Here is a 10,297-nt window from a genome sequence, read left to right on the forward strand (position 1 = left end):
GCCACCGACCGGCTCACCGACTACGCCGAGGGCGGCGGCGGAAGTTTGCTGTCCGCGGTCACCGGCAAAGGCAACGGCAACGGTGACGGTGACGGTGACGGGAAGGGCGACGGGAAGTCACTGTTGTCCGGGCTGACCGACAAGGTGAAGGACACGGCCTCGGATGTGAAGGACGCGGTCACCGGCGGCGGTGGTGGCGGTAAGGGCAAGAAGCTCAAGTTGACCAACATCGTCGAAACGATCGATGTCGGTGTCCCGGTCCAACTGGCGTACAACCAGTGGACCCAGTTCGCCGATTTTCCGTCGTTCATGAAGAAGGTCGAGCGGGTGGAGCAGGAAGCGGACGAGAAGCTGGAGTGGAAGGCGCAGATCTTCCTGTCGCATCGGACGTGGGAGGCGTCGATCATCGAGCAGGTCCCGGATGAGCGGATCGTGTGGCGGTCGAAGGGGGCCAAGGGTTTCATCGACGGTGCGGTGACGTTCCATGAGGTGACTCCCGATCTCACCCGCATCGTTCTGATCCTCGAGTATCACCCGAAGGGTTTGTTCGAGAAGACTGGCAATCTGTGGCGTGCGCAGGGTCGGCGAGCGCGGTTGGAGTTGAAGCATTTTGGGCGTCATGTCATGACCCAGTCCGTTCTCCATGCTGACGAGATAGAGGGATGGCGCGGGGAGATCCGGGACGGCAAGGTGGTCGAACCCGAGGAGTCCGAGGAAGACGAAGCACAGCCCGACGAGGACGAGCAGGACGAAGCGCAGCTGGACGAGGGCGAGATCGAAGACTCTGCCGAAACAGACGAGGACGAGTCCGAGGAGCCGGAGGAATCAGACGAGGAGTCTGCCGAAACGGACGAGGACGAGCCTGAGGAGTCGGAGGAATCAGACGAGGACGAGGAGTCTGCCGAAACGGACGAGGACGAGGAGCCGGACGAAACAGACGAGGACGAGGAGCCGGAGGAGGAGGCTGAGGACAAGCCGCCGGCTCGCCGTGGTCGCCCGCGCAAGGCCGCGGCTGCGAGTGAGGACAAGCCGCCGGCTCGCCGTGGTCGCCCGCGTAAGGCGGCGGCCGCGAGTGAGGGCAAGCCGCCGGCTCGCCGTGGCCGTCCGCGCAAGTCGGCGGCGAAGTCTGCCGGCTCGAAGCAGGGAGCGAGGCGATGACGTCAATACAACCGGCAGGTCGTGGCGGTGGCGGCGGTGGAGTCAGCGGCGGGCCCAGCTCGAGCAGCCTCGCCGACGTCATCGACACCATCCTGGACAAGGGCCTTGTGATCGATGCGTACGTGCGGGTCTCGCTGGTCGGCATCGAACTGCTGACCATCGACGCCCGCGTCGTCGTCGCCAGCGTCGATACCTACCTGCGGTTCGCGGAGGCGGTGAACCGGCTCGAGATCGGGAGTGAGCCCAAGGGCCTGACGGACCTGGCTGGGGGCGGCAGCGAGGGCGGCGCCGAGTCGAAAGCCCAGGGCGCACTCGGGGCTGCCAGTGAGAAACTCGGCGACATCCTCGGCGGCGGGAAGGAAGAACCTGAGCGCGAGCGGGTTTCACGCAAGTCCACGCGAGAGGACAAGTGATGTCTACGTCGGAACGGGCCAATGACGCACCCGAGGAGCCACGCACCAGCGGTGTCTACGTGTACGGCATCGTGCCGGCCGGCGTGGAGACCGACGAGGACGCGGTCGGTGTGTGTGACGGGTCGGTCAGCATCGTCACCCGCGGCGACATCGCGGCACTCGTCAGCGAAATTTCGGTGGACAGGCCGCTCGGCACACCCGAGGACCTTCGGGTCCACGCGTATCTTCTGGACGGTACGTCGGGTGTCGCACCCGTCCTCCCGCTCCGATTCGGGGCAGTGATGACCGATGAAGGCGCCGTCGAGGAGGAACTGCTGGCGGCGCACGCTGACGAGTTCGCGGCGGCGTTGAAGGAACTGGAGGGTCGAGCCCAGTACGTGGTGAAGGGGCGCTATGTCGAGAAGGCGATTTTGCGTGAGGTGATCGACGAGAACGCGCAGGCCGGCGAACTGCGTGACACCATCCGTGATCAGCCAGAGGAAGCCACCCGAGATGCGCGGATGGCGCTCGGCGAGATCGTGAGCAACGCCATCGTGGCCAAGCGGGACGAGGACACCGCGAAGGTGGTCGAAACGCTCACACCGCTTGCGGATTCGGTCAATGTGCGGGAACCCACGCATGAGGAGGAGGCGGCGCAGGTGGCGGTGCTGGTCGAGGTCGCCCGGCAGGAGGAACTCGAGAAGGCGGTGGAAGCACTGGCGGAGGAGTGGGACGGCCGGGTCGATATGCGTCTGCTCGGGCCGATGGCCGCCTACGACTTCGTGGTGACCCGGAAGCCGGACTGAAGCTGCTTGCTTGAACGACCAGTCGACGAGGAACGACACAACACCCGGGTGGGAGGCGTTTCGAGGAGCCGACCGATCGGACTGTTTCGCGCGGGGCGTATTCGTCGAATTGCGTAGTCCCTCGCGGTCTTTGATCGATTGAACACTTGCCGTTTCGGGTAGTCCGGTAGTCCGCACTGACGTCTCGGTGAGCGCGCAGAGCGGGCCGAGGAACGAACGGTGCCGCGAGAAGGCGCCGAGCCGTCCGCACACGGGGTTGCGGGAGGGGCGATAGCGGGGCAGGAAGGAGCACGAGGATGACCACAGCGGGTGGCCCGAGTTCGAGCAGCCTGGCGGACGTCATCGACACCATCTTGGACAAGGGCCTCGTGATCGATGCGTACGTGCGGGTTTCGCTGGTCGGGATCGAACTGCTCACCATCGACGCCCGCATCGTGGTCGCCAGTGTCGACACCTACCTGCGGTTCGCGGAGGCGGCGAATCGGCTCGCGATCGGCAGCGAACCGAAGGGGCTGTCCGATCTGATGTCGGGCGCAACGGAGAAGATCGCGAAGTCGAAGACGAAGGGTGCACTCGAATCGGCGGGCGAGAAGCTCGGCGATCTGCTCGGCGGATCCGGCAGCGAACGCGAACCCGCACCCCGCCGGAGCCGCAAATGACCTCCGCAGAGGACACCGAGACAGACACCGACGGCGACGACGAGGCCACGGCGGAAGCGTCCGGGATCTATGTGTACGGCATCGTGCCCGCCGACGTGCAACCCGAAGACGACGCCACCGGCATCCACGACTCCCCGATCGAGATCGTCACCCACGGCGACATCGCGGCATTGGTCAGCGAGATCGACCCGGACCAACGACTCGGCACCCCCGCAGACCTGCAGGCCCACGCCCGCATCCTGGACGGCACCTCGCACGTCGCGCCGGTACTGCCGCTGCGGTTCGGTGCCGTCGTGTCCGACCGCGACGCGGTGATCAACGAACTGCTCGCCGAACACGACGACGAGTTCGCCTCCGCCCTCGACGAACTCGAGGGCTTCGCTCAGTACCTGGTGAGGGGCCGCTACGTCGAGGAGACGATCATCCGGGAGATCGTCGAGGAGAACCCGAAGGCCTCCACCCTGTTGGAGTCGATCCGCGACCAACCCGAGGAATTGACCCGGGATGCCCGGACGGCCCTGGGGGAGATCATCGGCCACGCCCTCGAGGGCAAGCGGGAGACGGACACCGGCACCACTGTCGACGCGCTGTCGCCGCTGACCGAGATCGTCACCGTCCGCGAACCCACCCATGACGAGGACGCGGTCCAGGTCGCGGTGCTGGTCGAGGTGGACCGACAGGACGAACTCGAACAGACGGTCGGAGACCTGGCCGCACGCTGGGACGACCGGATCACTATGCGCCTCGTCGGGCCGATGGCGCCCTACGACTTCGTGGTGACACCGAAGCCGGACGGCTGACCGAGGGATGTGCTGTCCAGCGGCAGGTCGAGCGGGCGATGCACGATCCGGCGGCGGCTCGGCGTGCGCTCGAGGAGGCCCGCTCCGCGGGCAGGAAGACCGAGGAAGGGGAGCAGCAAGCGGCATCGACCGGATGACGTTCATGGCCGTCATGTGTGGCATCCGGCCGGGGACCGCGTCGACACGTCGACTGTCGAGGGTGTCATGGCCGTACCCCTTAGGTTCTCCAGGCCTCTCGACGATAACCAATCCGCCACCAGACGGGTTGGCGGACGCGCACCCGGCAATGTCAGCCGCGAATACCCAAAACCGACTATCAGGTATGGTTTGCTTACCGCGGTGAACAACGGGCAAAACGGACCTTCTTGGTGACGCGGAGCGTGGAGCCCCATCCGGCTGGTGTGCCGCCTCGAATCAAACAGTGTGTACTCCGCGGCAGGCGCTGCGGCTCGAGAAGGGTGAGATCGCTTGACTTCCGTTCCTGGTCCTATCTTCGATGCTGGCGGGGAACCGAAACGGCAACCCACGCTGACGCCACGCGAGTTGGAAATCCTCCGACTGTGGCTTCGCCGTGAATCGAAGGCTGCGACCGCAGCTGACCTAGGCATCAGCCTGGGCACCATCAACACCCACCTGATCAGGATCCGGGCGAAGTACGCCGCCGTCGGGCGCCCCGTCACCGACAAGTCCGGGTTGTTGATCCGGGCGCTGCAGGACGAACTGGTGTCTCTCGCTGAGCTCTGACGGCGCCGGTCCGCATCCAGTGCTAGGGGAGGGGCGACGTGTCGACCTTGTTTCAGTCGAGAGTGGGCGTGTGGAACTTCGGATTCTCGGAGATGTCGCGGAGTCGCGCTGCCCGAGCGTTCTCGTGGGCAACTATTGCATCCTGCCAATCGTGATCGGTGACAGCGGCGTGGTCCCGGGCGGCTGGAGGTGGCACGCCGAGCTGCACGGCGATCTGCGCCCACGACATGCCCGCCGCGAGGGCCTCGGTCACCGCCCTGGTGAGGAGATCCTCGGTCAGTCGCTACCCGAGACGGCGGCGTGACTGTCAGCGTCCGCTCGAACACCCGACCAGATCCCTCTCCCTGACTGTAACGCGCGCCCCAGAATCGACGCGATGGCGAGCTCGATGGCGTGCACCGGCAGCTGTGGGATGGTTACCGGAGAACGAACAAAGTAGCCGTTCTCAGCGTACGAACTGCGTCGCTGCAGAATCTGCCGCGCAATTACGCGACGCGATCCGTGAAAAGTCGGAAGACGCGAGCCGCGACGCGCGGATGGCGGCCGGGGAACTGGTGAACAACGCGATCACCGTGAAACGTGATCAGGATCCCGCAGGACCGTCGAAGTTCTCGACGATGATTGGTGTCGAGGCCCCGGTTCTTGTTTGTCACCCGAAGGCGCAGCGGCAGCGTCTGATCATTGCCGTGGCCCGCCTCGGGAGATCGGCAACGGGGTGGCCGTCGAGGATTTGGGCAAGAACATCGAGTTCGGTGAGCCACCACCCCATGTCGTCCACTCCGTCCCGGCGGTCACCACACACGTGGGTGAAGACCACGGTCGATCGGGTGGGACCGTCCTCGGCGATCTCCCATCGCAGGATGCCTTTCCTGGTTTCGTACTCGAGCAATCCAGGCGGGTGGGCGCACGAGCAGTGGTGCGCCCGGGCGCTGCGGCGCCGCAGCTCGAGAACACCGTGCCAGACGTTCTCACGGCAGTGCGGCAGATGTCGTTCCAGACGCAGTTGGTAGCGGCCGTCCTCGTCGACGGTGACGACGTCGGTCATCGGCGGATGTCCTCCGGCCCCGACCTTCGGATCAGTATCTTCCTGTGCCACCCCTCCGGTGCGGACGTGGGATGACCGTCATGCTTACAGGTGGTGTACCCGGTTCGGGCCAACCATCACCGTCTCGTGTCGCATTCCGGTATGGGTCTCTCGAGTGACCGGCGGCAGTGGTTGTCACCGCCTCGAACCGCTCGTGATCGAGCGTCGCCTCGGGTCCGGGCACTCTTCGAAGCCGTCGGTGGCGCGCAGTGCGGGATGGGTATGTTTGCTCTGGATGGGTACCCGATCTGGGTGGGGTGTGGTGATGTCGAGAGGCCCCGCATGAGGGTGATCGGTGATGATCAACTTGTACTATCCGCTGGCTGTTGCCCTGTATATCATCGTGGCGCTCTTGCAGGGCAATCTCGGGCACTGGTGAGCCCGCCGTTTGCCACGTCTGCGCGCAGGATCGATCGGGTTCCTGCCCGCAGGAGTGACCGTGTGACTGCACACCTTGCTCGTCGCACGTGACCTCAGAATCGCCGAGTCGACATTAGATCCACCGAGCCCGAACGGGTTTCTGCGCGTCACCCACGGTTTACGTGGGGTTGTTGGTGCAGAGGATATTTGGGCACCGTCTCGTGGATCGCACCGTATTACGGCGGGCGTGTCAGGCCCGCGGTGCCCGGAAGCGTTCGACGTAGGCTTCCCAATTCCAGTGAGACAGAAAGTCTTGTGTCGCCGCATACCCCTTCTGGTACAACGCTTCGATCTCCGGTTTTGTGATGTCGAAGTCGAGTACGCCTACGTCGGTCGAATCCACACGAATCGCACGGGCCTCCACCCAGGGCTGGCTCAGATACGCCTGGTCCCGGCCGACCAACATGGTGGTGAGAACACCTTCGAGCAAATGTGGAGGCCCGCACAGGCGTAGCAGACCAAGTTGCGGGATCACCTTGTCGTTGCCGGCGGGAAGATTGGGAAGCACGGTCACCCCGAACGTGGGCCAGCGGGGCGGCTGACCGTCGGTCCGATCCAGAGAATCAATCGGAAAGTTCGACAGCACGCCACCGTCCACGAGGGTCGAGGTCACCCCCGCTGTACTGGTCAACATGGCAGGACGGAAGAAGAACGGAATCGCCATCGACGCGCGGACCGCATCCGCCACCAGCTGCGTATCCGGGTCGAGGCCATAGACCCGGCCGTAATCCCAGGGCAGACGCACCAGCTGGCCGGTCGTGACATCCGTGGCAGTGACCACCAGGGAATACCGCCGCGGCTCCGGCAACGTGTCGTCGTCGATGCGCAAGTCGTGGAACGTGGTCACACCCAGTTCTCGCAGCGTCTTGGCGATCCATTCGTGCGCGACGTCGCCCCGGTAGAGTCCGCTTCCCCGAAGCATCGCCCATGAGGGTCCGACGAGCGGAATCTCTTCAATTGGACCAGGGTCGAGGAACTTGTCGTAGTCGAGGCTGAGCGCGAGGTCCTTCACCTCCGCCCCGGTCAACTGGTATCGCTTGGACGCCGCCGCGACGATCGCTCCGACAACTGCGCCGGCAGAGGTGCCGGAGACCTTGTGAACCCTGTAGCCAGCATTGATCAACGCGGTTACTGCCCCCACCAATCCGATGCCTTTCACACCGCCACCGGCGAGAACGAGGTCGGCTTGTTGCGTTGCCTTCGCCGTCGTCACGGTGGACCTCCGCCGTCACGCCCACCGCCGTCGTCTGGCGATCGGTCTGCGTCCACAATTGCCCCCCGCGCCGAAGGATCCGCCGATGATCGGCGGCAGCGGTCTCCATCTTGCTCCTCGCCACCACCGCATGTGGGTGAACCACAAGATGCATACCGGGCCGGGCTGTCCCGGCATCGTGCAGCGGAAATCCGTAGTGAAGTCGGTCTACCGGAGACGAGACCAGATCAGAGCCTTGTTCGCCCCGGATATCCGAACAGTGCCGTGGTTCTTATGGGGCGCTTGTGGATCCACAATCGCGAAGCGACCGGTAACAGAAAATCTCGCTTCGCCGCGCCGCGGATCCACCCCTTCGAATCGGGACCCACGGCGAAACACATTCGAGGGGTGGTCGCTCTCCGCTTTATTGTGGCCGTTTACGAGATCATCTCCGAGCTTACCTGCATACCGTGCCGAGGTGCCTTTTGACATTTCACTGAAATCAGAATAGCGACACTTTTCAACTGAACGAAAGACCAATTCAGTGGGACGAATGATCAAAATAAAAATGGACAAGTGATCAAAATGTGGGAAATCCTGTGGGGTGATTCAGGGCCGGGGTTAGGGTTCCGATCGCGTCAGCGGCTGCCCGTCCTCGGAAAACCAAGGAAATTCGACTGTGGGCCCGCGTTGAAACGTGGATCGCTGCTGAGACGGAGTGGCTCGACTCCCACTTGGCGAGTCGAGCCACCGCCGTCCAGCCCGAATAACTGGTCAACCGATTCCGATACCGCCTCCGAACGTGACACTCAACCACTTCAGGAACGCCCCGAAGGCGACGGTAAAGTCAACACCTGCAGAACCCATGAACCCTTCACTCCTCTCGTTTTTTTATCATCGACGGGCACCGAACCCGCTTACTCCTATATCGACCGCGGGCGCCTCCGGCGTTTCATGAAACGCGAAACAATTTTTCCCCTCGAGCTGAACGAATGCCCATTTCAATTGGACGTGTGATCAAAATAGTAATTGGACGACTGATCAGAATATTGAAAAGAACTTCGTGGACCGAGCGGCGCAACAGAGTGAGCTCTCGTGGCGATACACGCGAGCACAACCCAGTGGGCGCGCATCGCCGATTGTGGTGGCCGGCCGAGAACCAAGGAAGTTCGTGGTGCCCGTATGGATATGTTCTGGATTGTCGAGGTTCTGGTAGCCACGCTGTGCGTGATCGCTGCGGCGTTCGTCTCGGCGGTGACCGCGGATGCGGTATCTCGCTACTCTCGCGAGCGGGTGCCGGACCGGGCCGACACTGCGGCCTCACCCCCACGCGCGCAAATGCTCACCGTCCGGCAAGGCCGGGATCGGGACTGGTACCGGGTTGCGATACGGGCGTGGGCGATCTGTGTCATCGCCTCTGCTGTCGCGGTCGCCGCCGTCGGGCTGTCGATCATCGTGGAATAAGAGCTCGGCCTCAGCCCCCGAGCATTTACGCTGGGCACATGGCGAAGAAGCTCCCCGCCGATGAGCGCCGCGCCCAACTTCTCGAGGCGGCGTTGGCAATCGCGGCCGAGCGGGGCGTCGACGCGCTGACTATGCGCCCACTCGCCGCCGCAGCCGGAACGTCCCTCGGGATCGTGCACTACCACTTTCACGACAAGGACACCCTCCTCACTCACCTCGGGGAGACCCAGATCTTGCAAGTCAACGACGCGATGCGGCTGGCATTCGGGCAGTACACCGAACCCGCCGGGCTGACCGGGATCCTGGCCCTCGGGGACCTGTTGCGCGCCGGAATCCGCGGACTGTGGCCGATCATCGAGGCCACACCCCATCACCAGTTGCTGACCTTTGAGATCACCGCCCACGCGCTACGCCAACGCAGCGCCGGTAACGTGTCGGCCGGGGCGATCGCCCAGCGGCAGTACCGCACCATGGACGCCGAGGCCGTCGCGTTCCTTACCCTGTGCGCGAGACGGGCCGACGTCACCTGGACAACTTCGGTCGATCACGTCGCCCGGTTCGCGCTCACATGCATGAACGGGGTGGTGCTGCGCTGGCTCGTCGACCGGGACAGCGACGCCGCTCTTCTTACCCTCGACGACCTCGTGCAGATCCTCACCACCAAAGCCCGCTGACCTCAGCTCTACGCCGCGCGGTCGGCCGGCGACCTCCTGGTCGTCGGACGCCGCGGCAAATCAGCCCACAGACACTAATCGGTGTTTCTGGCGTGCTTTCGACGCCGCTCGCGGAACCGAGCGCGGTGCCGATCGAGCGCGACGATCTCGGTATCGCGGAGGATCTGCCGTTGCCGGCGGGCGATGGCATATCGCGTGGCGGCACTGCGCTGTCGCAACAGCTGTGCGTGGGCGGCAGCGGAGTCGTCGTCGAACAGAATTGCGGCGGTCTTGTCGCACTCGATCAGCACCCACTCGTACGCCAGCCGGGCCGCGGCCCCATTATCGAACAGCACCGGCATTATCGCGTCGTTGAACAGGTCGAAGGGGACACGCGCGAGTCGGTACTGAAGGCGGCCCACTCCTCGTGCCGCGGCTGCGACTCCCATGACAGTCGATGGTAAGCGGCACGTCGCGTAAGCAGTATCAATTCGGATGCCTCACAGTCGAACCGCGGATATTGTGAGCACGCCTGGCGGAAAGATCGCCGAAAACTTGCTGGTGAGGATAGTCACTGAGCTTGTGGCGGGGTCCGGACCCCGGTTAATTGCTGGGGAGGACGTGGGCGGTGCGTTCCTCGCCGGACAGGTCGGCGCCGGGCAGTTCCAAGGAGTCGACGTCGACGGCGGGGGACTGGGTGTCTGTCCGGGCGGCGGTGAGCTGTTCGAGGGACGTGTCCGCCGACTCGTCGGATTCGGTGACTCGTGGTGCGTCGTAGTCGGTGGCCCTAGCTGTGTCGTCCCTGTGGGTGGTCGGATCCGTCCTGTTAGTGGGTTCGTCGCTCCCTTGCGCGTGGGGGTCGGGCGGCGTGGCGGGTGCGTCGGGTGTGGCGGGTGCGTTCGGTTTCGGACATGCCGCCCCAGAT

General features: G+C 64.3%; 12 protein-coding genes and 1 pseudogene. 8 read left to right on the top strand and 5 right to left on the bottom strand.

Translation table 11 applies throughout. The features are described 5' to 3' along the window. From MLGJGCBP_RS10575 to MLGJGCBP_RS10600, 6 genes are all read left to right on the top strand, one after another. On the top strand, positions 1-1,158 hold a 1,158-nt coding region (locus MLGJGCBP_RS10575; RefSeq protein ID WP_160095387.1), incomplete at its 5' end, for an SRPBCC family protein. Continuing rightward, complete coding sequence (gvpJ, locus tag MLGJGCBP_RS10580; protein WP_160095389.1) at positions 1,155-1,571, top strand: gas vesicle protein GvpJ; 417 nt, start codon at positions 1,155-1,157, stop codon at positions 1,569-1,571. The genes MLGJGCBP_RS10575 and gvpJ (MLGJGCBP_RS10580), both read left to right, overlap by 4 nt. Further along, entirely contained in the window at positions 1,571-2,356 is a 786-nt protein-coding gene (locus tag MLGJGCBP_RS10585; protein WP_160095391.1) for a GvpL/GvpF family gas vesicle protein, read from the top strand. Before gvpJ (MLGJGCBP_RS10580) ends, MLGJGCBP_RS10585 begins: the two co-directional genes overlap by 1 nt. A gap of 296 nt (positions 2,357-2,652) precedes the next feature. Next, positions 2,653-3,015, top strand: coding sequence for a gas vesicle protein GvpJ (gene gvpJ, locus MLGJGCBP_RS10590; protein ID WP_160095393.1), 363 nt, complete (start codon positions 2,653-2,655; stop codon positions 3,013-3,015). Further along, positions 3,012-3,815 carry a GvpL/GvpF family gas vesicle protein gene (locus MLGJGCBP_RS10595; protein ID WP_160095395.1) on the top strand — a complete coding sequence of 268 codons (804 nt, stop codon included), beginning with the start codon at positions 3,012-3,014 and terminating at the stop codon, positions 3,813-3,815. Before gvpJ (MLGJGCBP_RS10590) ends, MLGJGCBP_RS10595 begins: the two co-directional genes overlap by 4 nt. A 468-nt stretch (positions 3,816-4,283) precedes the next feature. Beyond that, positions 4,284-4,559, top strand: coding sequence for a LuxR C-terminal-related transcriptional regulator (locus tag MLGJGCBP_RS10600; RefSeq protein WP_160095397.1), 276 nt, complete (start codon positions 4,284-4,286; stop codon positions 4,557-4,559). A 52-nt stretch (positions 4,560-4,611) separates the two neighbouring features. Here MLGJGCBP_RS10600 and MLGJGCBP_RS10605 read toward each other — a convergent pair whose 3' ends face one another. The 3 genes from MLGJGCBP_RS10605 to MLGJGCBP_RS10615 form a co-directional block, all read right to left on the bottom strand. Beyond that, positions 4,612-4,812, bottom strand: coding sequence for a hypothetical protein (locus MLGJGCBP_RS10605; RefSeq protein ID WP_236581023.1), 201 nt, complete (start codon positions 4,810-4,812; stop codon positions 4,612-4,614). Between the two features lie 396 nt (positions 4,813-5,208). Beyond that, positions 5,209-5,604, bottom strand: coding sequence for a hypothetical protein (locus MLGJGCBP_RS10610; protein WP_160095399.1), 396 nt, complete (start codon positions 5,602-5,604; stop codon positions 5,209-5,211). A 649-nt stretch (positions 5,605-6,253) separates the two neighbouring features. Then, positions 6,254-7,276 (bottom strand): patatin-like phospholipase family protein, encoded by a 1,023-nt coding sequence (locus MLGJGCBP_RS10615; RefSeq protein WP_160095401.1) that lies wholly within the window; start codon positions 7,274-7,276, stop codon positions 6,254-6,256. 1,161 nt (positions 7,277-8,437) lie between these two features. Here MLGJGCBP_RS10615 and MLGJGCBP_RS10620 point away from each other — a divergent pair. Next, positions 8,438-8,719: a hypothetical protein gene (locus tag MLGJGCBP_RS10620; protein WP_160095403.1), complete on the top strand. Its 282-nt coding sequence runs from the start codon at positions 8,438-8,440 to the stop codon at positions 8,717-8,719. Positions 8,720-8,757: 38 nt separating this feature from the next. Continuing rightward, a complete protein-coding gene (locus tag MLGJGCBP_RS10625) occupies positions 8,758-9,393 on the top strand; it encodes a TetR/AcrR family transcriptional regulator (protein WP_160095405.1) in 636 nt (211 codons plus the stop codon). Positions 9,394-9,467: 74 nt separating this feature from the next. Here the strand turns inward: MLGJGCBP_RS10625 and MLGJGCBP_RS10630 are convergent, their stop codons facing one another. Together MLGJGCBP_RS10630 and MLGJGCBP_RS10635 are read right to left on the bottom strand one after the other, a co-directional pair. Continuing rightward, positions 9,468-9,821 carry a hypothetical protein gene (locus MLGJGCBP_RS10630; protein ID WP_160095407.1) on the bottom strand — a complete coding sequence of 118 codons (354 nt, stop codon included), beginning with the start codon at positions 9,819-9,821 and terminating at the stop codon, positions 9,468-9,470. Between the two features lie 163 nt (positions 9,822-9,984). After that, positions 9,985-10,158, bottom strand: a pseudogene (locus MLGJGCBP_RS10635) (DUF4193 family protein); the annotation flags it as partial. Between the last annotated feature and the right edge of the window lie 139 nt (positions 10,159-10,297).

Source organism: Rhodococcus sp. T7, assembly GCF_009872365.1.
GTDB lineage: Bacteria > Actinomycetota > Actinomycetes > Mycobacteriales > Mycobacteriaceae > Rhodococcus_F.

Bases quoted from the DNA above. Each gene is read 5' to 3' on its own strand.
- MLGJGCBP_RS10585 (WP_160095391.1), top strand. From the start codon at position 1,571: ATGTCTACGTCGGAACGGGCCAATGACGCACCCGAGGAGCCACGCACC.
- MLGJGCBP_RS10630 (WP_160095407.1), bottom strand. From the start codon at position 9,821: ATGGGAGTCGCAGCCGCGGCACGAGGAGTGGGCCGCCTTCAGTACCGA.
- gvpJ (WP_160095389.1), top strand. From the start codon at position 1,155: ATGACGTCAATACAACCGGCAGGTCGTGGCGGTGGCGGCGGTGGAGTC.
- MLGJGCBP_RS10620 (WP_160095403.1), top strand. From the start codon at position 8,438: ATGGATATGTTCTGGATTGTCGAGGTTCTGGTAGCCACGCTGTGCGTG.
- MLGJGCBP_RS10595 (WP_160095395.1), top strand. From the start codon at position 3,012: ATGACCTCCGCAGAGGACACCGAGACAGACACCGACGGCGACGACGAG.
- MLGJGCBP_RS10610 (WP_160095399.1), bottom strand. From the start codon at position 5,604: ATGACCGACGTCGTCACCGTCGACGAGGACGGCCGCTACCAACTGCGT.
- gvpJ (WP_160095393.1), top strand. From the start codon at position 2,653: ATGACCACAGCGGGTGGCCCGAGTTCGAGCAGCCTGGCGGACGTCATC.
- MLGJGCBP_RS10625 (WP_160095405.1), top strand. From the start codon at position 8,758: ATGGCGAAGAAGCTCCCCGCCGATGAGCGCCGCGCCCAACTTCTCGAG.